Genomic DNA, 24,967 nt, shown 5'->3' with positions numbered 1-24,967 from the left:
TGGAGGAGAAAATGATGGCAGACCAAAAATTTGCACCGACACAAGATGGACCTCCTAGTGATGTCGAACGCATTAAAGAAGAAAGCAATTATTTACGTGGCACTTTAGCTGAGTCATTAAAAGAACCATTAAGCGCCGGCATCCCAGACGACGATAACCGGTTAATGAAATTCCATGGCAGCTATTTGCAAGATGACCGCGATTTGCGTGATGAGCGGCGCCGACAAAAGCTTGAGCCTGCCTATCAATTTATGGTGCGTGTCCGTCTTCCTGGAGGTGTCGCCACACCGAAACAATGGCTGGCTATGGATGATCTGGCCCATCGTTACGGCAACGGCACGCTTCGGCTAACGACACGGCAAACATTCCAAATGCATGGCATTTTAAAATGGAATATGAAAAAAAACATCCAAGGCATTAATGCTGCTTTAATGGATACGATTGCCGCTTGTGGCGACGTAAATCGAAATGTGATGAGCACGCCCAACCCGTACCAATCTGAAGTCCATGGTGAAGTCTACGACTGGGCAAAAAAACTGAGTGAAGCGCTATTGCCAAAAACACGGGCTTATCATGAAATTTGGCTTGACGAAGAGAAAGTTGCAGGCACGCCTCAGCAAGATGAAGTAGAACCGATGTACGGACCTCTTTATTTGCCAAGAAAATTTAAAATTGGCGTTGCCGTGCCACCTGCAAATGATGTCGATATCTTTTCACAAGATATTGGTTTTATCGCCATCTTGGAAGAGGGCAAGCTAGTAGGCTTTAATATTGCTTGCGGTGGTGGCATGGGCATGACCCACGGCGATACGAAAACCTACCCACAACTTGGCCGTGTCATTGGCTTTTGCGAGCCCCAACAAATCATTGATGTTGCTGAAAAATTAATTACGATTCAACGGGATTATGGCAACCGTTCCGTTCGGAAGTATGCCCGATTTAAGTACACGATTGACCGCCATGGTCTGGACTGGTTAAAAAATGAGCTGCATGCTCGCCTTGGCTGGGAGCTTGGAGAAGCGCGCCCTTTTCAGTTCGATCATAATGGTGATCGGTATGGCTGGACCAAAGGAGTAAAAGGACGTTGGCATTTGACGTTATTTATCCAAAATGGCCGGATTCAAGATACAGATGATTATCAACTAATGACTGGCTTGCGCGAGATTGCCAAGATTCATACAGGGGAATTTCGTTTGACTGGCAATCAAAATGTAATTATTAGCAACGTAACGGCAGCGAAGAAAAAAGCGATTCAAGCTATTGTCGAAACATATCGGCTTACAGATGGCCAACATGTCTCAGCATTGCGTCGGAACTCGATGGCTTGCGTTGCTTTTCCGACATGTGGCTTAGCAATGGCTGAATCAGAACGGTACTTGCCTTCGCTCATTGACAAACTGGAGTTTATCCTCGATGAGGCGGGCATCCGCGACGAAGACATCGTCATCCGCATGGCTGGCTGTCCTAATGGCTGCTCACGTGCTGCATTAGCCGAAATCGGTTTTATTGGCAAAGCGCCAGGTAAGTATAACCTTTATCTTGGCGGGGGATTTGCTGGGGAGCGCTTGAGCAAAATGTACAAAGAAAATATCGGCGAGGCGGAAATCTTAGAAACATTGGAACCAATCTTATTTGCTTATGCGAAAGAACGAGAAGAAGGCGAGCATTTTGGCGATTTTGTCATCCGCAAAGGCTATGTAAAAGCAGTCGAGTCGGGAACCGATTTCCATCAATAAAAAGAGAAGCTGCCATAAGCATTGCGCTTAGTGGCGGCTTCTTTTTATGCCAGAGAGAAGTCAAGCGGTGATTTCCATATTTTTCGTCATCTGTCGCAGCAACCATAGCAAACCAGCAATGAACGCTGTACTTAAAAGAACGGAGAAAAAGGGAGAAGACGAAAGGCCATTGCTCCAAATAAGCACGGGATCTGGCACGTCTAAACCCCAAAAGCGGTTGTGGACAATGACGACTCCAACACAAAGCATGACGATGCCAAAACCAGCATAAGGGTTAAACTTATAGTACCCGGCGCTAATGAACCAACCTAACAAGTAGAACAGGAAAAAAGTCGAAAGCATCGCTAAAGTTTGGATGAAAAGCGATTGTTCCATAAAGGGCCAAGCATGACTGAATTCCCAACCGGCAACGAAGTAGACGAGCCGTTCCAGGCCGTAAAAAATAAGTCCAGCTATGGTCATTACAATGGCCAAGCGCGCGCTGGCTGACGCCAAGCCTTTAAAATAGTCTTTGCGCGTAACGCCGTTCGATACAAAATATTCTAAGAAGCCCCTCATAGACATCAAACCAAGAATCAAAAAGAAAATCCGCGTGGATTGCAGATAGCCTTGCAAAAGGGACCAGTCATATGTTGATAGGTGATTGAGCAAAACGACAATAACGAGAAAGATGCCAATAAACATTGCCGTATACCATTTACTCCATTTCACAAACGTATGCAATGTCGCCTTGGCAACAAGTGTGCTTTTATTCATTATGCCCCTCCTCCCCTGTCAAATGGATAAATAGTTCTTGCAAAGCAACTGGGCCAATTTGCAAACCTTGTCGTTCGGCCTGTGATCTCTCTGTTTCAGTTAACTCTCCGTAGACCATCGCCGATTTTGTCTGTCCTAGTGTCTGTTCATTTAGTACTTTCTTTCCTCGTGTAAATCCATCAACCGCTGCGGTATCGCCCGTAATTGTCGTTCCCCTAGACAACAATGACTCTGTACGATCATGGAGCATGAGGGAACCTTGATGTAGAATGAGGACGTCTTCTAGCATCGAAGCCACTTCAGAAATAAGGTGTGTGGACAGGATGATCGTTCTCGGATGTTCCATATATTCATTGAGCACTTCTTTATAGAAAATGTCCCGAGCCGGCGCGTCCATTCCTAAATAAGCTTCGTCAAAGATCGTAATCGGAGCCCGGCTTGCTAGTCCGATTATGACATGGGCGGCAGATTGCATCCCCCGTGATAATTCATTCATCGGCGAATCAATAGGCAGTTTAAACCGTTCAACAAGGTTCATTGCATACTCCCAATCAAAATGGGGACGAAAGAGGGCAACGCCTTTTAAATAATCCTCTAATCGATCTGAATCTGAATCCATTTTGACATCGCGGATAAAGCTGATGTTTTCAACAATCGCTCCATTCTCAAACACGTCCTCGCCATTTACGGTAATCGCTCCACTTGTCGGGTTTCGGAATCCTGCCAACAAGGACAATAGCGTCGTTTTCCCCGCGCCATTTCGGCCAAGCAATCCATAGATTTTGTTCTGTTCAAGCGTAAATGAGACATTGTCAATAATCGTTTTGTCCGATATACGTAGCGTCAGCTGTTTCGCTTCAATCACAGGGTCGATCATTCCATTTCTCCTCCTATCGACTTAATCATTTCGTGTAATTCTCCGTCAGTAATGCCAAGTTTTCGCGCTTCTTGCAGCATGCTGCGGACATAACTTTCTTTAAATGCCTGTTTGCGCTTCTTAATAAGCTTGCTTCTGGCTCCGCTTTTGACGAACATGCCAACGCCTCTTTTCTTGTACAAAATGCCATTGTCAACCAATTGGTTGAATCCTTTTAAAACCGTTGCTGGATTGATTTGATAAGCAGCCACTAGCTGGTTCGTTGACGGGACTTGTGCTTCTTCTGTCAGTGTGCCATTCACAATGTCATCTTCAATCATCTCTCGTATTTGTTGAAAGATGGGTTTGTTTTCATCAAGTGAAGATTTCATGTGATCCCTCCTTTCTCGGGATGGTAGAGAGCATGAAGATGGGCAGTAGGGGTTTGTTATTTGGTTAGTTGGTTATGTAGTTAACCATATATGGGAAAGAGCTAATTGTCAAGTGGGTAAAAAACTCAATTGCAATGTTGGAAAAGGGAAAGCACCCAAAACGTAATGCTTTAGGTGCTTGATTGCTTTGCGTTGTCTTTGTTGGAGTAGTGTTCTACTCATGAGGGAGATATGATGTTATTCCGTCTAATTGATTTGCTTCAGCGTCTATATACCTTTAAATCCTTTTACCGATCAGTGCCCCCAAAACAAAGCAGCGGGTGCGTACGCAAATCCTTCCATTATACGCCGTGCCGTCCTGGCGACAGCTGCTTTTTCAATCGTTGGTTCGATGTCTTTTGCTTCTTTGACGGACACATGAAACTCCATTGTGCCAGAAGGGTGTCCGACACGGACAGTTTCCTCATTTTGAGCATGATCAGAACAGCATTCGTGGACGACAGTGCCCTGTAGTTTAGAAGCAACAGCAGTGCACAGCCCGCCTGTGACAGGAAATGTTTTATGCATCTGTTGCATCGACATCGCCCGGCCGACGAAATCAATATTTGCCTTATGAACAGTTTGCCTGGCAGCTGTTTCGTATTCTTCTGCTTCTGAAACGATGATCAATTTCGGGCTTGCAGGGGTCAAACGGGCAGCGTCTGACGGTTGGGCAACAAAACCTAATTTCGTTGCCGCTGCGCCCCGTATTTCCTCAAGCAGAAACAGTTGCTCTTGAGTCAGCTGCTCAGGAAGTTCTACTCCTGTCATTCCTACATCAGAAGCGTTTATAAAAGCGACTGGCGTAGTAACATCGACAATGCTCGTTGCAATTTTGCCATATGAACAATCAAGCCAATCCTTTCGTGCGCCTGTTGGAAACAGGGCACCTGTTTTTGCTCCAGCAGCGTTTTGAAAATCAAGCATAATTTTAGCGCCGCCGCCGGGGACGCCGTCAATATGAAAGTTCCCCACTTGCTTGGCGCGGCCGTTTTCTACGGGCACATGGGCGATGATGATCCGATCTGTATTGGTGTTATGGATACGAACTTTTGTATAGGGTTCTGTCACGCAAACAAGCCCTTCGTCGACGGCAAACGGGCCAACGCCGCTAAGGATGTTCCCGCAATTGGTATTGTAATCGATATGACCAGTGCCAATCCCCACTTGGCCAAATGTATACTCAATGTCAGCTGCTGACAAAGGAGACGGACGGACCATCGCAAACTTGCTTGTTAAGGCGTCTGCTCCGCCAAGGCCATCGATTTGCCGTGCGTCCTGGCCGTATATGGATAGGATGACTTGGTCGCGGACTTTAGGGTCTTCTGGCAGCTCGTTTTGCAAAATAAAGACACCTTTGCTTGTGCCGCCGCGAATAATGGCAGCGCGTATGCGTTCATATTCTCTCATCATTTTCACTCCTAGTGGTTATTGTTCTTTTTTACAGCCCAAGCAAGTTTGTCGGCCAGTAAACACCGAGCAGGGAGCTAGCGGCTGAAATTCCGATCAGTACGATGGCGACAGAAAGGGCAGTCTTGATAAATGGCATTTTCGATTCAAACATCAAGAAAGCGACGAGAAACAGAGAAGTGGCAATCAACATGCCTACAAGATAAATGAAGGCAATGTAGCCAAGAAGCCACGCCATATAGCGTAGTGGCCGGGCGATAGAAACGACCACTCTTGAACTTGATGCGTTTTCTTTTCGATAACGGATAATTAAAACAACTAAGTAAATCGCTGTACAAACGGTTCCAGCAATCGAAACATACAGTGGAAAAAACTGTGCCAACCGTGAAAATTGCAAAGCGCCAAAAACAGCGAATCCAAAAACAAGCATCAAAAAACTAGTAAAACCAATATTAAGTAAGTCTTTTGTCATGAGGAGACCCCTTTTCCTGACTCAACGGATTTACTAAACTTTTTCATAATCGCCCCGCCTGACAACAATAGAACAATAAATAGAGCAAGGGCAATGACAAGTGGATTGCTCATCCACGACCAACCGTACCGCTCAATCGATATCCAATAATAGCGCTCAGCACTCAAAGCAAGGACAAACCCAATTAAGAGCGGCGGGCGCGGCCAATCTAGAATCGTCATCACGTAGCCTAGGAGGCCAATGGCGACGAAAACAATGAGATCGCCCCATGAGAAGTTCGATTGGTAAGCGCCTAGTACAAGCAGGACGACGAGAAACGGGACAATTTTTTCTCCAGGCACCATGCTAATCTTGGAGATTGGCCGGATAAGCAGCATGCACAGCAGTGCGCCAAAAATATTGGCAAAAACGAGCGTCCATACAATCGATAACGTTACCGGCAAATCGGCGCCAAGCATTCGTGGCCCTGCCTCCAAGCCCATTAAGGTGAGCCCGCCTAGCAAAATCGCTGTCGTCCCAGAGCCAGGGATGCCAAATAAAAGCGTTGGCACAAGGGAACCGCCTTCTTTGGCATTGTTGGCGCTCTCCGGAGCAATGACGCCGCGAATGTCGCCTTTTCCAAATGAATTTCCTTTGACTGTTTTTTGGGCAGCGCCATAAGCAATCCAGTCAACAACACTGCCTCCAAGTCCTGGAACAAAACCAATCAACGTACCGATAACAGCGCTGCGAAATACAAGGAATTTGTTGCGCAGCGCGTCCATAACCCCTGTCAAAACGCCTCTTTTTAAAGGTCCATGATTAGAAACGGCGCCTTTGTTGGTCAACATCGTGATCATAATCGGGAAAGCAAAAATCGCTAATGCCACAACAGGCAAAGAGACGCCGTTTGATAAATAAAGTGATCCAAATGTGTAGCGGTATTCTGCGACAGCTGGGGCGCTGCCGATTGAGCCAATCAGCAAGCCGAGCAGTCCTGAAATAATCCCTTTCATCGGCGATTTGCCAGCAAGCAGCCCAGCCATGCTAAGTCCTAGCATCGTCAACATAAATAACTCTGGCGAACTAAAAGCAGAGATAAGCGGGCGGGCGAACGGGATCGTTAAATAAAGGGCAAGGCCGCCAATTACGCCACCTACCATGGAACAAAAGAATGAGGCTCCCATAGCCCGGGAGGCTTGCCCTTGTTTGGCTAAAGGAAAACCGTCCATGATCGTTGCTTGGGACCCTGAAGTGCCGGGAATGCCAAGCAAGATAGACGGGAATGTATCGCCCGTATGGACAACAGCAACCATGCCAATCAGCAAGGCCATGCCGACAAATGGGTCGAGGCCAAACACAAAGGGCAGCAGCAAGGACATGCCTACCGTTCCGCTTAAACCTGGGAGAAGTCCTACAAAAATACCAATAAATATGCCAAGAAACATGAAGCCGATTCTAGATGGGTGCAACACGATAAGCAATGCTTCCCATGCAGCTTCGAGCATAGCAGTCGCCTCCTTTTTATGGATGGTGTCGTTTCAAAAGAAAGTTGAATAAATAGAGCAAGGAAAAGGGTGTTAAATCAAAGTTTAGTAATGTCCACATCATAGGTATCTAAAAGAAATTGGGAAACCCATTCTAATGTCTCAGGGGACATCGTCAACATCGAATCAATTCTTGTTTGCAGCTCCTCACCAACTAAAGGCTGATAATTTTCCAAAATTTCCTCTGACTGAGCCATGAATTGTTCGTCTTTAATAAGTGTTTCCATCGATGCGTGCAAAAGCTGTTGATGCTGTTCCGGTGCGTCTTCATGGATCCAAATGACTTTTTGCATCGTAAAGGATGCGCCTACAAATTGTTTATAGGCTTCCCACGCGTCTCCTGTTGGTCCAGTTCCGTATAGGTCATAATGGATTTCTTCAATCGTGGGCAACTCCGGGAACTGGGGATCTCTCACCAAATCACCGTCTTCACTCATTTGTCCAAGGCTGTAAAGGGGGACAGCGCTGCCTTCTTCGACTAAAGGAATGACATTCCGTTTATAGGCCGTTGTTGTTTGGTAGTCAATGTTGCTTTCCCCCTGTTCAAAGGCGACACGGGCTGGCCCCTTGCCTTCATAGCCAAGCACAGCTTTGACGTCAAGGCCAAGGACTTCAAACGACAATAGTGTCACAAGGTCCAACCCAGTTGGCGAAATGCCGGCATAGAAAAGCTCCCCTTGCTGTTTCGAAAGATCGTCCATTCCTAATGCCGCTATTTCGGGAGAAGTGTAGACAACGCCACCTGTAGGAGCGCCAATGATTGGCGTCATTTTCGACAAGTCGTACTTGACAGATGGCTGTTGGAGAATATACGGAATATGGGTGGAAGCACTTGTAGTTAAAATATTTCGTCCATTCGCTTGCCGCGAAAGTGCATATTCATTGGTCCCTGTGATGCTGCCTCCTCCAGGGATATTTTCCACTTGAACCCGGGGGGAGCCTTCGATATGTTTAGAAAAGTAGTTGGCCATAAAGCGGGCAAACACATCTGAACCACCGCCGGCCTGGTAAGGGACAACAAACGAGATCACTTCATTTTCATAGAGTGCCCCTTCGCTTCCCTCATTGTCCGCCTGCTTGTCATTTGCCTGAATCGTATTACAACCTGCCGCTGCGAACAATAATACAGAATAGGCTATTGCGAGCCCAACCGTTTTTCTCATTTTTTCACCTCGTTTGCAATGTCTTGAATCGAATTGTAAGCGATTGCAAAACATAAGTAAAATAGTAGAATTCTATAAAATCCGATAAATATTTTTAATAATCATGTATAATAGGCACACAAAAACGGCAAGGGGGGCCCATAATGGACCAAAAAGATTGGGAATTAATTAATGCGCTGTATAAATACAAAAATTTAACCAAGACGGCAGAAAAGCTATTTGTTTCACAGCCATCCTTGAGTTACCGATTAAAGCGAATGGAGCAGGAATTTCAAGTGGAGCTGTTTTTCAAAACGAAAAAGGGGATCGGGTTTACGGCAGAAGGAGAATATCTTGCTGAATGCGCGAATGAAATGCTAGAGAAAATCCAACAAACAAAAGACCAGTTGCTGCACATGCAAAAGCATGTAAGCGGAACGCTTCGCATTGGCGCATCAAGCAATTATGCCCAATACTTACTGCCAAAAGTGCTCAAAGGGTTTTCAAGCCACTATCCCAATGTTCGTTTCCAAGTCCGGACAGGATGGAGTACGCAAGTATTAGAACATTTGCAAAGCGCTTCCGTCCATGTTGGTATTTTGCGCAGTGACTTTACATGGCCAGGAGAAAAGCATCTACTTGGAGAAGAACAGCTGGCGCTCATTTCGAAGGAAAAGCTCGAACTGGGCACATTGCCTGAGAAGCCGTATTTAAGTTACCGGACAGACAGTTCGCTTAAAGATACGATTCAGCATTGGTGGAACGACCGATTTGAGGAGCCGCCGTACACGGAAATGGATTTAGACCGATTTGAAACATGCAAGGAAATGGTCAAACACGGGCTTGGATACGCGATTGTGCCGGGAATCTCCCTTTCAGAAAAAGACCAGCTTTACATAGAGCCACTCTACTATTTGGACAGGTCCCCACTTTTGCGTCGGACATGGTTATTAGCGAGCAGGGAGGCAGCAAAGCTGGCAGTGGTTAGGCATTTTATCGATTACATCTGCCAGTGGCAACAAGAGCAATCATAAAAAATTTTTATCGAATGTCAAAGAAAATCAATATTTCCCTCTATAATATTTTCCTAGTAGGCTAAAGGTAATTCCACGTTAAGGAGGGTGCCATGGGGCAATTAGAGCTAGGCGTATTATATGGAGATGGAATCGGCTATGAAATCGTAAGCGCTTCCGTGAAAATTGCAAGCGCTGCCGCCGCGAAATCAGGTTTGGCTATTGGCTGGCATGTGTTGCCAATGGGGCTGGACGCAATCAAACAGACAGGTTTAAGCATGCCAGAGGAGACGATACGAGCACTCGACAAACTCGATGGGTGGCTGATGGGCCCCCATGATTCACAGTCGTATCCAAAACAGCTACAAAACGTACGCAATCCAAGCGGTGAATTGCGGCACCGTTTCGATTTGTATGCCAACATTAGGCCAGCTAAGTCAGAGCCATATATAAAAGGAGTGGTGGAACGCGCAGATTTGGTCATATACAGAGAAAATACAGAAGGGTTTTATGTTGACCGCAATATGTATAAAGGAATCGGCGAATGGATGGTAACAGCAGACATTGCTGTAACAGCCGGTGTGTTTACGCGCAAAGCGATTGAACGGATTGCCCATGCCGCGTTTTGTGCTGCCAGGGAACGCCGGAAAAAAGTGTCAATTGTCCATAAGGCGAATGTGATTTCCTTAGGATCTGGTTTGTTTTTAAACGTCTGCAAAGAGGTAGGCCACCACTATCCAGATGTGTCTGTTGATGATTATCACATTGATGCCATGTGTGCCCATTTGGTTAGGCGCGCCGATGAGTTTGATGTCATTGTTGCAGAAAATATGTTCGGCGATATTTTATCGGATCTTACTGGAGAGCTTGTTGGAAGCTTAGGGCTCGCCGGCTCGATCAATGCAAGTGAAAGCAAAGCAATGGCACAAGCGGCACACGGCTCAGCCCCCGATATTGCTGGCCTAGGTATGGCCAATCCGATTGGAATGATTCGTTCCAGTGCGATGTTATTAGGTTGGATTGGCAAAAAACATAAAAGCCAATCATGCAGCACTGTCGAGAGACGGATCAACCAAGGGATTGCCGACACGTTGGCAAGTGGAGTATGTACCAAGGATCTAGGCGGAACAGCAAGCACGCAGCAATTTACAGATGTTGTTTGCGAGAAGATCGAGGAGGCGGAATGATCATGAGAAAAACAGACGTCGACGTGGTTGTGTTAGGGGCAGGAAATGCCGCCCTTTGTGCAGCGATTGCTGCAAAAGAGCAAGGGGCCAGCGTATGTATGTTGGAACGGGCGCCAAAGAACAAGAGAGGCGGAAATTCGTATTTTACCGACGGAGCAATTCGTTGTGCGTATGGTAGCTTTCAAGATTTGCGGGCCGTTCTCCCGGACTTGGATGAGGAGCAAGTCGAGCAAATCAGCATGCCTGACTATGGAGAAGAAGCGTTTATGGCCGACCTGCTGCGCTTGACGGAGGGGCAGACAGATCGAAAGTTAGCGAACCAGCTCGTGTCACGCTCTTTTGATACGATTCAATGGATGATGAAGCAAGGCGTGCAATTTGCAGTGAATGAGAACCAATATTATGAGAAAGACGGGAAGCGCCATTTTTGGGGAGGGCTTCCGTTGAAGACAAAAAACAAAGGAGTGGGGCTGGTCCAAGCTTTGTTTCAACGTGCCGAAGCACTTGGCATCGACATCAAGTACAACGCAAAGACAACAGCGTTAAAACAAGAAGGCCAATCAAAAAAGATAATTGTTGAAATAGCGGGAGAACCTGTTGAAATCACAGCCAATGCCGTCATTTTCGCCTGCGGAGGATTTGAAGCCAATGCCAACATGCGCAAGACCCACCTAGGGAATGAATGGGAAAAAGCAGTCGTCCGTGGCACAGCCTTTAACACAGGCGAAGGGTTAACGCTCGCTCTAAAAGCTGGGGCCGTCCGATATGGACAATGGGATGGCTGCCACGCCCATACGACCGATTATCATGCCCCAAAAACAGGCGATTTTAACAAGCCAGGGGACATTTATAAAAAATCATCTTATCCGCTAGGGTTGATTGTAAATGTAAAAGGAGAACGGTTTGTAGATGAAGGAGCCGATTTTCGCAATTACACGTATGCAAAATATGGAAAGGAAACATTGAAGCAGCCTGAGCAAAAAGCATTTCAATTATTCGATTCACAAGTGAGCGCTAACCTCCGCAAGGAATACCACCTGCCAGAAGCAACCTGTTACAAAGCAGGAAGCGTGGAGGAATTAGCAGAGAAAATGGGCGTCTGTCCTGAGTCGTTAGTAAATACGATCCGTGCCTATAACCAGGCAGTCCAACCGGGGCCGTACAATCCAGCGATAAAAGACGGCAAATGTACAAAAGGAGTGTGTCCGCCTAAATCAAACTGGGCGCTAACTTTTGAAAAAGCGCCGTTTTATGCATTTCCGGTAACATGCGGCATTACATTTACGTTTGGCGGCATACACGTCAGCCCAGAAAGCGAAATTCTCGGCGATGATAAGCGCCCAATTGCTGGCTTGTTTGCAGCCGGAGAAATGGTTGGCGGGCTGTTTTACCATAACTATCCTGGTGGTTCTGGTTTAATGGCAGGCGCTGTGTTTGGGCGGCTTGCTGGCGAACAAGCAGCTGCCTTCTGCAACAGAACAAAACCGTTATCCTCTAAATCATGATTATTCTTATGACAAAAACAAGGCTAGGAGACGCGAGTCCCTAGTCTTTGTTTTCTCTCGCAAACTAAAGGCGAATCAAAGAGATAGCCATTACCGTTTCCCCACTTATTAAAGCTTCTCCCGATAAGTGCGACAAGGAAAACGCCTATTTCAACCTATACAAAAGGTAGTCTCGAAGGGAATGAACGAGACCCTATAAACAAGCTGTGTGACATAAACAAATGTTGCCCCAGTCAAGTCAACGATGGGTGGGCTTGTTCGCGCAGGCTGTTTTCGGAGGTTATCGCAGTGAAAGGGCGTAATGGCGCAGATCTGATCTTAGTCAATTGCTTTTGATGCGTTTTCGGAAAAACCAATTTGGCATGACTTCTAGCCTCATGAATGAGCAAATTTCTTGACTGCCACACTTGTATGGTAGTATGGTAGAATCATATTTAACTTTGAGCGCAGGCTCCATTGTTATCATCATACTTGATATTTTCAAAGCCTATCCTGTAAGCGGATTCAAAAAAGACGTCAGACTAACGGAAAAGGAAGTGGCGCATTTGCGAGCAATTGAAGTTAGAAAGCCAGGGGACATTCACATAGTTGAAGTAAAAAAGCCAGAGCTTGAAAATGACACGGATGTACTTGTCAAAGTGCAAGCTGTAGGGATATGTGGTTCAGACATGCACATTTACCATGGCAGTAATCCGTTTACTGTCTACCCGCGCATTATCGGCCATGAAGTCGGAGGCATTGTTGAAGAAGTGGGGAGCGGCGTCCATGACCTTCGTCCTGGCGACCGTGTAGCGCTTGAGCCCATTTCATCATGCGGCGTATGCTACGCTTGCAAAAAAGGTCGCCCGAATGTTTGCGCAAAGTTGGAAGTGTTTGGCGTACACCGTGATGGTGGGATGCGTGAATGGATGGTAGCTCCTGAAGCTAACTGGCACAAAGTAAAAGGGAATTTGCCTTTTGAAGCAGCTGCTCTTGTCGAGCCAATGACAATCGGCGCCCAAGCTGCATATCGTGGCAACATTGAGCCTGGAGATACTGTTTTTATCATGGGCGCAGGACCAACAGGCATCGCTTGTTTAATCATGGCGAAGCAAAAAGGCGCAACGGTTTTCATTTCTGATTTACAAGCCAACCGGCTCGATTATGCCAAACAGGTAGGCGCTGATTTTACAATTCATTTGCCTCATGAAGAGCCGGAAACAGTCCTGTTTGAGAAAACCGATGGCGAACTCGCGAATGTTGTCATTGATGCAGTTGGTACGAATACAACATTTGCTGAAGCAGTTAGGCTTGCTTCTGTTGCTGGAACGGTAGTGACATTAGGCTTTAATGAAACGCCGTCGAGCATTCCGTCTTTATTGTTAACGAAAAAAGAATTGACTGTAGCAGGCTCAAGGCTGCAAACAAACCAATTTCCCGGCGTTATTAGGCAAGTGAATGAACAAAAGGTTGACCCAGCCTCGATTATATCCCATCGTTTTGATTTTGATGAGGTGAAAAAGGCAATCGAGTTGCTTGAAAAGGAGCCTGCTAATGTCCGTAAAGCAGTGTTAATCTTTGATAGAGAGGATGAGAGCAAGTGAGAATGACATTTAGGTGGTACGGAGAAAACAACGACAGCGTAACACTGGAGCAAATCAAACAAATCCCTGGAGTAGAAGGGCTTGTTTGGGCGTTGCACGATAAAATGGCTGGCGAAGTATGGCCTTTGGAAGACATCATGAAAGTAAAGGAACAGGCCGACCGTTATGGGTTTCATTTAGACGTGGTTGAAAGCATTAATGTCCACGAAGATATTAAACTAGGCTTGCCGACGCGTGATGCATACATTGAGAATTATAAAGAAAGCATTCGTAATGTCGCCAAGGTCGGTGCGAAGGTGATTTGTTACAACTTTATGCCTGTGTTTGATTGGACACGCACAGATTTGTTTAAAGAAATGGAAGACGGATCTACTGCTCTTTTCTATGAAAAAGCAAAAGTGGACAGCATGGACCCCCACGAATTGGTACGACAAACGACAAGCAACGCGGCCTTTACCATGCCTGGCTGGGAGCCAGAGCGTTTGGCTCATATTGAAAAATTGCTCAAAGCTTACGAGAATGTGACAGAAGAAGATCTATGGGAGCATTTGCAGTATTTCTTAGAGCAAGTACTTCCAGTTGCCGAGGAACATGGCATTCAAATGGCGATCCACCCTGACGATCCGCCATGGTCTGTTTTTGGCTTGCCGCGCATCATAACAAGTGAGGCCGCCGTTGAGCGCTTTTTGCAATTGTCAAACAGCCCAGCCCATGGCATTACGCTATGCAGCGGTTCACTCGGTGCAAACCCAGAAAACGATATTCCGAAGATGATTCGCCGTTTCCACGACCGAATTCCATTTGCTCATATCCGCAATGTCAAAGTCTATGATAATGGGGATTTTATCGAGACATCTCATCGTTCACAAGACGGTTCTGTTCATATTGCCGATGTCGTTAAGGCCTACCACGAAAATGGCTATACTGGCTACGCGCGCCCTGACCACGGCCGCCATATTTGGGATGAAAAATGCCGTCCTGGCTATGGCCTCTACGACCGTGCTCTTGGCATCATGCATTTGTGGGGACTTTGGGATGCATATGAGCTTGAAGCAAAAAGGAGGCAATCGTAATGGCAGTTGGGCATGAGTCATTAAAGGGGAAAGTCGCTGTTGTGACTGGCGGAAGCGGCATTCTTTGCCGGGCAATGGCAAAAGAACTTGCCATACATGGCATGAAAGTCGCGATTCTAAATCGGACGAAAGAAAAAGGCGAGGCAGTTGCCCAGGAAATTAGGGAACAAGGCGGGAAGGCGATAGCGCTAGCTTGTGATGTGCTTAATGAAGAGCAGGTCCAACAAGCGGCCTCTACGGTCAAGGAAGAGTTTGGCCCTTGTGATTTGCTTATAAATGGTGCTGGTGGAAACCATCCAGACGCCATTACTGACAAGGAAACTTATGAGGAAGGCGATTTGGAAAACGAGTCGGCAAAATCGTTTTTTGATTTGGCGCCGAATGGTTTTGATTCCGTATTTCGGTTAAATTTGCAAGGCACCGTCATTCCGACACAAGCCTTTGTCAAACAAATGCTCGGACGCGGCGGTTCGGTAATCAATATTTCATCCATGTCTGCTCCATCACCGATGACGAAAGTTCCAGCCTATAGCGCTGCAAAAGCGGGCATTAACAATTTTACTCAGTGGCTCGCCGTTCATTTTGCTGACTCAGGCATTCGGGCCAATTCCATCGCCCCTGGCTTCTTTCTAACTGAGCAAAACCGCGCTTTATTAACAAAGCCAGACGGTTCGCTAACGGAGCGGGCCGAAAAAATCATTGCCCACACACCACAGCGCCGTTTCGGCAAACCTGAAGATTTGCTTGGAACACTTTTGTGGCTTGCCGATGAAGACGCTTCGCGGTTTGTGACAGGCGTTACGATCCCCGTTGATGGAGGATTTATGGCGTATTCAGGCGTTTAAGGGTATGACTATAAAAAAGGAGCTGACACCCAGTGTCAGCTCCTTTTACATATAGTTCACCTAAAAACCAGGATCGCGGCGCTCTGCTTTTAATCCTTGCCAGCGTTTTGCATCAGGCAAGTGAATGCCGAATTGGTCAAGGGTGCGGTAAACGATATGGTCAACAAGATCATCAATCGTTTGCGGCTGGTTATAAAAAGCGGGCATTGGCGGGACGATATGAGCCCCCATTCGCGACAAAGCCAGCATGTTTTCTAAATGTATATCATTAAGTGGCGTTTCCCGTGTCATTAATAATAGCGGTTTACGCTCTTTTAACATGACATCAGCGGCCCGTGTAACCAGGTTGTCTGCGAGGCCTGTCCGGATTGAAGCGAGCGTCTTCATGCTGCACGGGGCGATCATCATGCCATCGATTTGAAAAGAGCCGCTTGAAATCGCTGCGCCTAAATCTTTAGGCGAATACGTATAATCGGCAAGCCGTTCAACATCTTTTACGGTAAAAGGCGTTTCAGCTTGGATCGTAGCAGCAGCCCATGGCGACATCACCAAATGGGACTCCACTTCTGTTTTTTGTAGTTGCTGGAGCAAACGGATGCCAAAAATGGCCCCTGTAGCCCCTGTCATTCCTATAATCAGTTTCATTCAGACCACTCCGCTTCATCAATCTCTCATGCAAGTATATGTGTTCTTCGTTTCTATTTCAGTATGATCGATTTTAGCTAAACAAGAAAGAGGTAGCAGCCAATCCATCATACTATAGCTGCGTTTATAAATTAGATGGTGGGAGCGTATCACTTCGCGTGGGAGTGGGTCTTTTTTGTATGCATCTTGTTTCTTCCACAGCAATAGCGACAGGACCTATTCCAGCAGTTCTTTGGCTCCGTTCATTACTAAGGGCATACTTTGTTTAACGAATGATTCCGCACTTATTTGACGCCCCTCCTTGTTCCAAACGTAAGCCAATCCATACATCCCCCAACTTAACATAATAGAAGCTGTATTGATTAAGAATTGCGCGTTTGAACTTGATAGCATCTTGTCTTTGTCTATAAAGGAAAGAAGTATCGTTTGAATTTTTTCCTTTATTTGAGTTTCAAATACAGCTCCGAGCGATGCATTCCTTCTTTTGCACATAGCGCTTAGATCCTTGTGAAAATCGCATACACCCAGAAAGATGCTCTGAATGGTTTCTTCATTTAATACTTCGTGACCGCATATTCTACGATTTATGATTGTCATAAATGATTCCATTAGTCTAGCCTCAAGAATTTCGAATTTATCTATGAAGTGCGCATAAAACGTTGCTCTGTTAACAGTAGCCCGCTCTGCTATATCTTTAACGGTTATCGATTCAAAATCTTTTTCTTGAATTAATGAAGCAAAAGCGTCTTGAAGAAGTCGCCGTGTACGTATCACACGAGGATCAGCTTCATTCTTTTTAGTTGTCATGGTTAAAATCTCCCCCAATAAAACGACATTATAGAAAGGGTGTTGTTTATACAACGGTTCATGGCTATTGATGATTGCTCACCATCTGGTTGGAATTATAACATATGAATACAACGAATGTTGTTCAAACAACAAATGTTGCATAGATACGAATTTAGAATGCTTCTTTTCCAAAAGGAGGAGAGAAACATGTCGGTTTCACAAATCAAAAGAGGTTGAGGCTTCGGCTGTCATTGTGGTACTCGAAGATTGGAGAGTCATAACGTGCTAGTATCGGTGCCACTCATGTTTGTTGCCCGCGCAAAAGGCGGCGAAGTCCGGTCATCCGACGGTGAGGCTGGCAGTCGATGATGTCCCTTTCTTTAACAAAATGCTTAAGGAATAACAATATGTAAAGATTGTTTTTAAAAAATAGTTCTTTAAAACACATCAGGAGAGTGAATGATGAAGAGCGCATGGAAAGTGTACGTTCTAGCCTTGATTAGCTTTTTAGTTGGAACATCCAATTACGTCATTTCTGGGATATTAGACCGGATCGCAGAGACGTTGGGAACAAGCGTTGCGACAGCAGGCCAGCTTATTACGGTTTATTCCCTGGCCTATGCGGTCGTTACACCTATATTGATGGCGCTGACGGCCAAGATGGACCGGCGCAAGCTCCTTCTTTATTCGCTAGGTCTCTTTATTGCCGCAAATCTGCTGACATATATATTGTCCGGCTTCGGTCTTTTCATTGCCGCGAGAATCATTACGGCAATAGGCGCCGAGGTAGTCACCGTTAACGCGCTCAGCATCGCCGCCAAAATCGCTCCGTCCGGCAAGCAGGCCAGCGCCATCGCTAACGTCACGATGGGCATTACCGCATCGCTCATCATCGGCGTCCCGCTCGGCAGAATGGTAGCCTCGGCTTTTGGCTGGAAAGCGATATTTTTGGTCATCGCAATTGTCGGGGCCATCTCCATGCTTGTCATAGCTGCAGTTTTTCCACGTATGCAGGGCGACAAACCTGTTCCACTAATCAACCAATTTGCTTTGTTAAAAAAACCTCAGGTTCTGGTAGCTTTAGCGATTACGTTCTTCTGGTTGGGAGGATATTCCCTCGCCTATACTTACATCACCCCTTTTCTGCTAGAGGTGACTCATATAAATGAATCATTGATAAGTGCAGCTCTGTTCGTGTTCGGCATTGCCAGTTTAATTGGTTCAAAAGTCGGTGGCTACAGCACGGATAAACGTGGCATCAAATTCACGCTTATTTCAGGGATGGTGCTTCACGTCATTTCGTTGATTTTGCTAGCCTTAGTCGGGCAATCGGTCATCGCCGTATTTGCAATTTTGATCCTCTGGTCTTTTGCCGCCTGGTCATCCGCACCTGCGCAGCAATTTAACCTGGTCTCGCTTGTTCCTGAATCCTCAGGAGTAATGTTGAGCTTGAACAGTTCCATGATGCAGCTTTCCATGGCTGTTGGCGCAGGAATGGGTGGGCTGATCGTTAACCGTATTTCTTTGGCATCCATTACTTGGTTCGGGGTACTCGGCGTACTTATTCGCCATCATTGCCGTGTTTGTTTTGTTCAGCATGGGGCTACGGTATTCGGCGGCGCAGTCAGCGGATAAAAAACTGCAGTGATGCATATATGGTTTCCGTTGGACCGATATTTCTTGGCGGCATGGGACGGATTGGTATATTGGTCAACGGCACATAGTGTTTTTGGTCGAAAAGGCGCTGCAAACTGGTTAACGCTTGTCGGTCTAGAATCAATGCCAACCAAATAAAAAACAAAGCCTATCGATTCGATAAAAAGCCGATAGGCTTTGGCACGTGGGAAAAACAGCAGGGGGCGAGACTTTTTGTTTTAGAATACGAACGTAAGAGCTGTGCTTAGACGAAAACATGGGTCCGCTTCTTTATATACAACAACGCATAGGCTACGAGCGCGAGGATTGGTAACTCAAGCAAAGGGCCAATGACAAGGGCAAGAGCAATGAAAGGTTCACCAGGAAAAGCGGCAACTACTACAGCTAGAGCAAGTGGCGAATTGCGGGCCAGAACAGTGAGCTGTAGGCTAGCTGTGTCCTTATAAGAGAATGAAAACCATTTTCCAGTTGCTAGGGCTATGCAGAAGTTAATTACAAAGAAAAGAAAAATCGGCAGCAGCAAGCTCAATAAGTGCGTAGCGTGCTGAAATAGACTCTGGCTTTGCGAAGCAAACAATGCCATAACCGCCAATGCCAGAAAGAGCAGCTGTGCGGAAGAAAAGAACGGTACAAGTTTTTGTTCTAAAAATCGTTTTCGTTTTTTTAATATCCCCCTTGTCCCATAAGCCAATGCAAACGGAATCACCAAGACGCCCATTGCGCTTTGGGCAGCTGACTGAAGGGAAGGCAGCTCTGTAGTTCCGCCAAAAAGAAGCAAATAGAGCGGCAAAAGCAGCAATTGCAAAAGCAAGTTTACAGGCAGTAAGGAAGCAGCTAGTGGAACATTTCCTTTAGCCATGGCTGTAAAAACGAGATACCAGTCAGTGCAAGGCGTAACCATTAATAAAATAAAACCGAGCCATAAAGCTGGATGTTCTTTGAGAAAGACGGCTCCAAGCCCCCAAGCGAGAAGTGGCGTCCAGACAAAATTAAGAAGGAGGCTTGCCCAAAAAAAGCGCTTGTGTTGGAACGATTGCTTTATTTGTTTTAACGGAATGTTTAAAAATAGACCATATAACATTAACAGCAAGAACGGAAGAATAAGCATTTCTGCGCTTGTGGCAATCGGGGCAATCTGGCCAAGGCAGACGCCAACAATGACCGCAATAAACAAAATGACAGTCTGGTATTTTTCCAATCGATCCACTTAACGTGTGCTCCTTTTATACGCGTTGTTCGCTGTCATCTTATCATCAAAAGTTCGCTCAGTCTATGTCGCTGTTAGGAAAACGAACGCTGCCCTGTCGTTCCCAATGAAGCTCTTCCATGTTGGTAAACAATGGGATAAAATGAAAATAGCCGAATTCTTACTTTCCGTGTCAAGGAATGAAGCAAATGGCGAATAAGTAATGATCTTTTGTCAATATCACTTGTTCGCGCGATTTGATTTTTCAGAAAAGGGGAAGTTGAGCATGTCTAAGAAAGTAATAGTCGAAGAAAATCAAGTCATTATTTATCCAAATCCGTTTAAATTGGCCTTGTTATGTACACTTGCCTTTCTGTTTACGGCGTTGACGGTTGTTTTGGCACTGAACCAGGAAAGTTTGTTACAAGGAAGTACGGGGAGCGCGGGAATCTTTGCAACGCTTTTTCCAATTATTGCGCCAGTAGGCATCGTCTTTTTTGGTCTTTGCTTTGTCTATCTTTTATACCGAGTAGTGAAGCCAAAGCCTTCGTTGCATATTAACCAAGAAGGGATTGTAGACAATGCATCGGCGGCCGGGGCCGGGCTTATTCGCTGGGAGGAAGTAGATCGGTACTTCATTTACTCTGTATTAGGGCAACATTTTCTCGGCATTGTTCCGAAAGACATAGATCGTGTGTTAGCCAAACAAAAAGGGTTTAAACAAATGGCAATGCGTATGAATCAAGGATTTGAAGCGCCAATCAACATTCCAGCCCAAGGGATTTCGGTTCCTTTAGAGCAAGTTATTACATACATGGAGCAATTCATGGAAAAACAAAAAGCCAGTGTTTGACAACCACATTCGCCTTTCTAAATGGTAGAAGGGAAGGTTAGGGCAACGCATTTGAGGAGAATGAACTTTCTCAGTATGGAGGTGGTCACTTGCTCACAACATGGTTACGAGAAGCGCAGAGAATGGTTGTCTTCACCGGAGCAGGCATGAGTACAGAAAGCGGTGTCCCTGATTTTCGCTCGAGCCGAGGTTTGTGGAAAGGGAATAAGCCAGAGGCGTTGGCGAGTTTACAAGCAATGGCCAATAATCGCCAAGCCTTTATTGACTTTTACCGGCTGCGTATGGAGCAGCTTCAGCATGTACAACCCCATAAAGGCTACGATGTATTGGCCTCATGGGAACAGCAGCTCCCGGTCACCGCGATCATTACCCAAAATACAGATGGACTGCACGAACGAGCAGTAAACCAGACGGTACTCCCACTCCATGGATCGATTCAAAAGCTATACTGCATTCAATGCGGTCAACACTACGACGTTGACCGCTACATGAACAACCAACCAAACTGTTCCTGCGGCGGGTTTATTCGTCCGTCTGTTGTCTTATTTGGAGAACCGCTCGATTCAAACGTACTTGCCTTAGCGGAGCAGCATTCGATAGAGGCAGATGTTTTCATCGTGCTAGGTTCGTCGCTAGTTGTATCACCAGCTAATCTTTTTCCAAGAATGGCGAAAGAACACGGGGCAAAGCTCATCATTGTAAACCGCGATCCTACCCCGTTGGACACAATCGCCGATTATGTGGTAAACGAAAAGCCGATTGGTTCCTTTTTAGTAGAAACCAACCAAGCTTTGCAAAAGTAAACGCCAGTTCCTAACAGGGAGAACATAAAACTTGCCACCATTGTGCGTGGCAAGCCAGACTTTAGCTAAATGTTCCTTTCTCTGTGCTATTTAGACTTTACTCGATTTTGCGTCATGTTGACAAACGCCCTCAATGATTTTGTCGGCAACGTTCATAAAGCCAATGCTTGTTGCAAAACTTTTTTTCCATCCATCGTCCCATAGGCAATTGAATCGATAACGGCGACTTTAATGCCATAGGGTTCTGCTTTTTTTGTAATTTTGTTTTCCAAATAGCGTACTTGCGGTCCAATTAAAATGACGTTTGTCGTGTCAAGCTCATTAGCCAACCCTGCTTCAGCCGTTGCTGTAATCGTTGCGTGTACTTCTAATTCTTCAGCTGCTTTTTTCATTCTATCAACAAGCATGCTTGTAGACATCCCAGCAGAGCAAACGAGTAAAATATTCATATTAACGACGCTCCTTAGCAAATTTTTTGTGTAGTTCAATAATTTCCAAGCAAAGCTCTTTCGTTGTCATTGATGTCATTAAATGGTCTTGGGCGTGGATTAACAAAAGGGAAGGGGCAACTTGATCGCCTCTAGCTTCACCTTGCAGCAAACTCGTTTGTGCATGGTGGGCTTGGTAGAATTCGTTGTCTGCTTGTTCGAGACGTTCGCGCGCTTCTGCAAATTTTCCTTTTTTCGCTAGCTGGACTCCCTCCATCGCAAATGAACGGGCGTTTCCTGAATGAAGGATGATTTGAAACGAAATTTCCTCAAGAGGCTTTTGTTGTGTCGTCATCGCCAGTATCTCCTTTGTCATCAAAATTCTTCTGTTCGGCTCTCATCGCCGCTTTTATAAATGGAATATAAAAAATGGTCGCAAGAGTGATGTTAAAAAGCTGGAGCACGACGCCAGCAAATGATCCTCCTGTCACCAAATAGCCGCTAATGAAGGGCGGCGTCGTCCAAGGGACAAGGGCAACAGTCCTTGGCACAAGTCCGCTGGCAATAGCGAGATAGGATGTGAGTGTTAAAAGTACGGGAACCGTTAAAAATGGGATGAGCATCAAGGGATTTAGCACGACAGGCAAGCCGAATAGCACGGGCTCGTTAATATTAAACACCCCGGCTGGTGCTGATAATTTCCCAATCGTTCGATAATGTTTGGACGCGCTTACAAGAAAGATGGCGGCAATTAAGGCAAGTGTCGTACCTGAGCCGCCCATGAATACATAGGCGTCTAAAAATGGTTTCGTAACAATGTAAGGGACATCGGCTGCACTAGTGCCTTCTGCAAATAAACGAATGTTCTCTTCGAGCAAAGGAAGGTAGATCGAATCGATGACTGGTCCTAAGATGTTTGTGCCGTGCAAACCGAAAAACCAAAGCAACTGATTCAAAAAGGTAATGATAAATGCGGCAGGTAGCGTATTTCCTAATGCTTGCAATGGTTGTTGAATGACCTCAAAGACGAGTTCGTGAATGCTGCCGTCTGTCAACGCCGTGATCAACATTTGCAGGCTGGAGACAAGAATGAGAGTGACAGCGGCAGGGATAAGGGCGCGGAAAGATTTGACAACGCCAGTCGGGACGCCTTCAGGCATGTTAATGGTAAATTTCGAGTGATACAAAAGCCGGAAAAGCTCCGTTACAATAACTGCCGTCAATACACCGACAAACAGACCTTGCGCTCCCGTCCAAGCGAATGATAGTCCCCAATCATCCGTCGTTGGCGTCAAAATGATATAGCAGCCAACAGCAAGAAGTGCAGCAGACAGAGCATCCACATCATAAGACTTAGCTAAATTGTAACTAATTCCTGCCACGACAAGCAATGAAAGGATCGCAAACGACCCATCCCAGATGTTGCCGCCAAGCGTTGTCCAGCTTTCGCCGAATAGGTCGGCCATAAAGTTTTGGAAAAACGCGATAGGCAAATTGTTAATCAAGACAGCGAATGAGCCAATAATGATTAACGGCATGATCGCGACAAAACCGTCGCGAATCGCAACTAAGTGACGTTGTGAACCGATCCGTCCCGCAATCGGAATAAAATGTTTCTCCATCCACTGCATCACTGGATTCATTGGCTAACAACTCCTTTACGATAAAATTGTGGTAAGTGGTCTTTATGGGCTTCAAGCAGTTTGTCTAAAATGGCCTTGGCTTTTTTCTCATCGGCAACGAGTGGGTTCATAACAAGCGCATTGTACGCATCGTAATAATCGCCGGACAATGCAGCTTTAACGACAAGCTGTTCGAACGCTTTCATTTGCGAAATGATTCCTTTGACTTGTAGAGGGATGTTTCCAACAGCAAGAGGCCTAGGGCCTTCTTTCGTAATGACAGCATTGATTTCAACGACTGCATCATCAGGCAAATCTCGGATACTTCCATTATTACGTGTGTTCACTGTTTGAATATCTTGTTTATTGGTATGAAGACTTTCTACTAAGTTGCACGCTGCTTCGCTGTAATAAGCCCCGCCGCGCTGTTCCAGTTCTTTTGGCTTTTCTGACAATGCTGGATTTTCATACGTGTGGAAAAGCGACTTTTCAACTTGTTTGACGATTTGCGCCCTCGTCCCATGTTCCCTAAAGGCAGCAAGATCCCTTTTCAGCACCTCCTCCTTTTGGAAATAATACATGTGATACGGGTTTGGAAGCAGCTGTATTGCCGTAACAAACGCCTTAGACCATCCAAGAGAGACAATGTTGGCAGGAGAGTAATGGACATTGTCCGCTGTGAGTTTTGCTAATGCTTCATTGGTGCGGTCTTCGCCACGAATAAAAACACGCTTTCCAAAGACAAAATGATTCATCCCGATAAACTCGATCTCCACTTGTTCCACAGGGCAGGAGAACATTTCCGCAATTCCTGTTTTCATATTGAATGGAATGTTGCATACGCCAATTACTTTTTTATGGAGGCTATGGTGGAGCAACGCCTCCGTCACGATGCCTGCTGGGTTGGTAAAATTAATCATCCACGCTTGCGGGCAAATCTTATGAATGTCATTGGCAATCTCAAGCAAAACGGGAATGGTGCGAAACGCTTTAAATACGCCGCCTGCTCCATTCGTTTCCTGGCCGACTAGCCCATGCTCTAATGGAATTCGCTCGTCCTTTTCTCTTGCTTCCAACCCGCCTACTCGTATTTGCGTCGTAACAAAGTCAGCATTTTCTAAAGCGTGCTGCCGGTTAAATGAGCTGCGCACGTGGATGGGATAGCCTGATTTCTCGATCATTCGTTTTGATAACGCTTCGACAATCGCTAATTTTCTAGCGCCGGCATCAATATCGACAAGAACGATTTCGCTAACGGGCACTCGTTCATACCGATCAATAAATCCTTCAATAATTTCAGGGGTATAACTCGACCCACCACCGATGATAACGACTTTAAGTGACATGTTTTCTCCTCCCTTGATCACAGAGAAAGCGCTTCCTCTAAACCATATATATCACATTTGTAATTACTAATCAACTTAAATTTGTAACTACTTATTCAAGTGGT

General features: G+C 45.8%; 23 protein-coding genes and 1 pseudogene. 10 read left to right on the top strand and 14 right to left on the bottom strand.

Annotated elements, in window-relative coordinates:
* The first annotated feature begins 14 nt into the window (after positions 1-14).
* Positions 15-1,736, top strand: coding sequence for an assimilatory sulfite reductase (NADPH) hemoprotein subunit (gene cysI / locus BC8716_RS03255; RefSeq protein WP_094423912.1), 1,722 nt, complete (start codon positions 15-17; stop codon positions 1,734-1,736).
* Between the two features lie 60 nt (positions 1,737-1,796).
* Here the strand turns inward: cysI and BC8716_RS03250 are convergent, their stop codons facing one another.
* From BC8716_RS03250 to BC8716_RS03220, 7 genes are all read right to left on the bottom strand, one after another.
* A complete protein-coding gene (locus BC8716_RS03250) occupies positions 1,797-2,492 on the bottom strand; it encodes a hypothetical protein (protein WP_094423911.1) in 696 nt (231 codons plus the stop codon).
* Positions 2,485-3,369, bottom strand: a complete 885-nt coding sequence (locus BC8716_RS03245; RefSeq protein WP_094423910.1) for an ATP-binding cassette domain-containing protein — start codon at positions 3,367-3,369, stop codon at positions 2,485-2,487. The genes BC8716_RS03250 and BC8716_RS03245 overlap by 8 nt, the downstream gene beginning before the upstream one ends.
* Complete coding sequence (locus BC8716_RS03240) at positions 3,366-3,740, bottom strand: GntR family transcriptional regulator (RefSeq protein ID WP_094423909.1); 375 nt, start codon at positions 3,738-3,740, stop codon at positions 3,366-3,368. The genes BC8716_RS03245 and BC8716_RS03240 overlap by 4 nt, the downstream gene beginning before the upstream one ends.
* Before the next feature lie 294 nt (positions 3,741-4,034).
* A complete protein-coding gene (locus BC8716_RS03235; RefSeq protein ID WP_094423908.1) occupies positions 4,035-5,189 on the bottom strand; it encodes a 2-methylaconitate cis-trans isomerase PrpF family protein in 1,155 nt (384 codons plus the stop codon).
* A gap of 31 nt (positions 5,190-5,220) precedes the next feature.
* Positions 5,221-5,661, bottom strand: coding sequence for a tripartite tricarboxylate transporter TctB family protein (locus BC8716_RS03230; protein ID WP_094423907.1), 441 nt, complete (start codon positions 5,659-5,661; stop codon positions 5,221-5,223).
* On the bottom strand, positions 5,658-7,148 hold the full coding sequence (locus tag BC8716_RS03225; protein WP_094423906.1) for a tripartite tricarboxylate transporter permease: 1,491 nt from the start codon (positions 7,146-7,148) through the stop codon (positions 5,658-5,660). Before BC8716_RS03225 ends, BC8716_RS03230 begins: the two co-directional genes overlap by 4 nt.
* Positions 7,149-7,225: 77 nt before the next feature.
* Positions 7,226-8,350, bottom strand: coding sequence for a Bug family tripartite tricarboxylate transporter substrate binding protein (locus BC8716_RS03220; RefSeq protein ID WP_094423905.1), 1,125 nt, complete (start codon positions 8,348-8,350; stop codon positions 7,226-7,228).
* A 143-nt stretch (positions 8,351-8,493) separates the two neighbouring features.
* On the opposite strand from BC8716_RS03220, the gene BC8716_RS03215 reads away from it, so the two are divergent.
* The 6 genes from BC8716_RS03215 (at position 8,494) to BC8716_RS03190 (ending at position 15,535) form a co-directional block, all read left to right on the top strand.
* A complete protein-coding gene (locus BC8716_RS03215) occupies positions 8,494-9,363 on the top strand; it encodes a LysR family transcriptional regulator (RefSeq protein ID WP_094423904.1) in 870 nt (289 codons plus the stop codon).
* Positions 9,364-9,455: 92 nt separating this feature from the next.
* Complete coding sequence (locus BC8716_RS03210) at positions 9,456-10,529, top strand: isocitrate/isopropylmalate dehydrogenase family protein (protein ID WP_094423903.1); 1,074 nt, start codon at positions 9,456-9,458, stop codon at positions 10,527-10,529.
* 2 nt (positions 10,530-10,531) lie between these two features.
* Entirely contained in the window at positions 10,532-12,034 is a 1,503-nt protein-coding gene (gene tcuA / locus BC8716_RS03205; protein ID WP_094423902.1) for an FAD-dependent tricarballylate dehydrogenase TcuA, read from the top strand.
* Positions 12,035-12,579: 545 nt separating this feature from the next.
* Positions 12,580-13,617: a zinc-binding alcohol dehydrogenase family protein gene (locus tag BC8716_RS03200; RefSeq protein WP_094429153.1), complete on the top strand. Its 1,038-nt coding sequence runs from the start codon at positions 12,580-12,582 to the stop codon at positions 13,615-13,617.
* Positions 13,614-14,690, top strand: a complete 1,077-nt coding sequence (uxuA, locus tag BC8716_RS03195) for a mannonate dehydratase (protein WP_094423901.1) — start codon at positions 13,614-13,616, stop codon at positions 14,688-14,690. Before BC8716_RS03200 ends, uxuA begins: the two co-directional genes overlap by 4 nt.
* The gene (locus BC8716_RS03190) at positions 14,690-15,535 is read left to right on the top strand and encodes an SDR family oxidoreductase (RefSeq protein ID WP_094423900.1); all 846 of its coding nucleotides are present in this window, start codon (positions 14,690-14,692) and stop codon (positions 15,533-15,535) included. Before uxuA ends, BC8716_RS03190 begins: the two co-directional genes overlap by 1 nt.
* Before the next feature lie 60 nt (positions 15,536-15,595).
* On the opposite strand, the gene BC8716_RS03185 is transcribed toward BC8716_RS03190, so the two are convergent.
* Complete coding sequence (locus BC8716_RS03185) at positions 15,596-16,180, bottom strand: non-oxidative hydroxyarylic acid decarboxylases subunit B (protein ID WP_094423899.1); 585 nt, start codon at positions 16,178-16,180, stop codon at positions 15,596-15,598.
* A 216-nt stretch (positions 16,181-16,396) separates the two neighbouring features.
* A complete protein-coding gene (locus BC8716_RS03180; RefSeq protein WP_062748267.1) occupies positions 16,397-16,987 on the bottom strand; it encodes a TetR/AcrR family transcriptional regulator in 591 nt (196 codons plus the stop codon).
* Between the two features lie 444 nt (positions 16,988-17,431).
* Between BC8716_RS03180 and BC8716_RS03175 the strand changes: the two are divergent.
* Positions 17,432-18,617: pseudogene (locus BC8716_RS03175) on the top strand (MFS transporter).
* A 252-nt stretch (positions 18,618-18,869) separates the two neighbouring features.
* On the opposite strand, the gene BC8716_RS03170 reads toward BC8716_RS03175, so the two are convergent.
* Complete coding sequence (locus BC8716_RS03170; protein ID WP_094423898.1) at positions 18,870-19,832, bottom strand: arsenic resistance protein; 963 nt, start codon at positions 19,830-19,832, stop codon at positions 18,870-18,872.
* 265 nt (positions 19,833-20,097) lie between these two features.
* On the opposite strand from BC8716_RS03170, the gene BC8716_RS03165 reads away from it, so the two are divergent.
* Complete coding sequence (locus BC8716_RS03165) at positions 20,098-20,664, top strand: STM3941 family protein (protein ID WP_094423897.1); 567 nt, start codon at positions 20,098-20,100, stop codon at positions 20,662-20,664.
* Between the two features lie 89 nt (positions 20,665-20,753).
* Complete coding sequence (locus tag BC8716_RS03160; protein WP_094423896.1) at positions 20,754-21,467, top strand: NAD-dependent deacylase; 714 nt, start codon at positions 20,754-20,756, stop codon at positions 21,465-21,467.
* A 152-nt stretch (positions 21,468-21,619) separates the two neighbouring features.
* Here the strand turns inward: BC8716_RS03160 and BC8716_RS03155 are convergent, their stop codons facing one another.
* From BC8716_RS03155 to BC8716_RS03140, 4 genes are read right to left on the bottom strand one after another with little or no spacing between them, the layout of a single operon-like run.
* Positions 21,620-21,916 carry a PTS sugar transporter subunit IIB gene (locus tag BC8716_RS03155; protein ID WP_094423895.1) on the bottom strand — a complete coding sequence of 99 codons (297 nt, stop codon included), beginning with the start codon at positions 21,914-21,916 and terminating at the stop codon, positions 21,620-21,622.
* Position 21,917: 1 nt separating this feature from the next.
* Positions 21,918-22,250: a PTS sugar transporter subunit IIA gene (locus BC8716_RS03150; protein WP_094423894.1), complete on the bottom strand. Its 333-nt coding sequence runs from the start codon at positions 22,248-22,250 to the stop codon at positions 21,918-21,920.
* Positions 22,225-23,538 (bottom strand): PTS cellobiose transporter subunit IIC, encoded by a 1,314-nt coding sequence (celB, locus tag BC8716_RS03145; RefSeq protein WP_176471728.1) that lies wholly within the window; start codon positions 23,536-23,538, stop codon positions 22,225-22,227. Before celB ends, BC8716_RS03150 begins: the two co-directional genes overlap by 26 nt.
* Positions 23,535-24,863, bottom strand: coding sequence for a 6-phospho-beta-glucosidase (locus tag BC8716_RS03140; protein WP_094423893.1), 1,329 nt, complete (start codon positions 24,861-24,863; stop codon positions 23,535-23,537). The genes celB and BC8716_RS03140 overlap by 4 nt, the downstream gene beginning before the upstream one ends.
* Positions 24,864-24,967 lie beyond the last annotated feature (104 nt).

The sequence above is a fragment of the Shouchella clausii genome, from assembly GCF_002250115.1.
In the GTDB taxonomy this organism is placed as follows: domain Bacteria; phylum Bacillota; class Bacilli; order Bacillales; family Bacillaceae_D; genus Shouchella; species Shouchella clausii.
The sequence above is the reverse complement of the archived record's forward strand: the minus strand, read 5'-3'. Positions and strand labels throughout refer to the sequence as shown.